This is a genomic window from Actinoallomurus acaciae, assembly GCF_042429965.1.
Taxonomy (GTDB): domain Bacteria; phylum Actinomycetota; class Actinomycetes; order Streptosporangiales; family Streptosporangiaceae; genus Actinoallomurus; species Actinoallomurus acaciae.
The window spans coordinates 1-1,007 of sequence record NZ_JBHLZP010001127.1 but is presented as its reverse complement, the minus strand read 5'-3'; the positions used below and the strand labels follow the sequence as shown (position 1 = coordinate 1,007).

Genomic DNA, 1,007 nt, shown 5'->3' with positions numbered 1-1,007 from the left:
CTCCCAGCCCGCGCGCCGGTCGTCGCCGAACCCGTTGCCCGGCGGCCAGCCGAGGTAGGCGACGCGGCTGTGACCGCGCGCGACCAGGTGGTCCACCGCACGCGCGACGCCGTACGCGCCGTCCACATCGGCCCACCAGAAGCGCCCGCGCGCCTGCCCGCGCGGCCGGCCGAAGCAGACGAAGGGGATCCCGCGCCGGGTGAACCAGGGCAGCCGCGGGTCGCCCACCTCGACGTCGACCAGGACCAGCGCGTCGACCGTGCCGGTGCGGATCAGGTCCTCGGTCGTGGTGAGCTCGTCGCCGGCCGCGCTGAAGAGCAGCACGTGGTATCCGGCGTCGCCCGCGGCCTCGGTGAGCGCGTGCAGGAACCGGTCGAACAGGTCGCTGACGCCGGCCGGGGAGACCATCTTGAGGCCGATGCACCGGCTCACGCGCTGCCGGAGGTTCTGGGCCGCGCGGTTGGGCCGGTAGCCGAGTTCGTCGATGGCCCGGCGCACGCGCGCCGCCGTCTCGGGCGCGACCCGCTCGGGCGCCTTGAGCACGTTGGAGACCGTCTGGCGCGAGACTCCGGCCGCGGCGGCGACCTCGGAGATCGTCACGCCGGTCGCGTCTCCGCCACGGCCCATGGCGAGTCTCCCTTGGCGCGGGTGCCCGGCTCATCGCCGGTTTGATCGTTCAAATTGGCACCGTGGACACCCGTATGTCAAGGACAGATCGCCATTTGTTTCGCGTCTGTTGTCCAGGCCGGACAGATAACACTTATCCGGCAGACCGACCGTACGCGGACCGCTACAGCACGATGCCGAGCAGCGCGTCGACGGCGCGGCGGAACACGTCCGGAGCCGTACCCTCGTCCTCGCGGTCCTCGGCGACGACGCTCAGGGCGTGGTCCACCCAGCGGTCCACCGCGGCGAGCGCCGAGGGGGCGTCGAGGTCGTCGGCCAGGTGACGGCGGAGGTCCGCGGCGGAGGTCGCCGCGGACGGGCCGCCGGCGAGCCGGACGGCG

1 protein-coding gene and 1 pseudogene are annotated in these 1,007 nt (G+C 73.5%); both read right to left on the bottom strand.

What is annotated here, in order from left to right; genetic code table 11:
• A partial coding sequence (locus ACFFNX_RS51050) for a LacI family DNA-binding transcriptional regulator (protein WP_378213742.1) occupies positions 1–627 on the bottom strand: 627 nt, incomplete at its 3' end.
• A gap of 163 nt (positions 628–790) precedes the next feature.
• Positions 791–1,007, bottom strand: a pseudogene (locus ACFFNX_RS51045) (cysteine--1-D-myo-inosityl 2-amino-2-deoxy-alpha-D-glucopyranoside ligase); the annotation flags it as partial.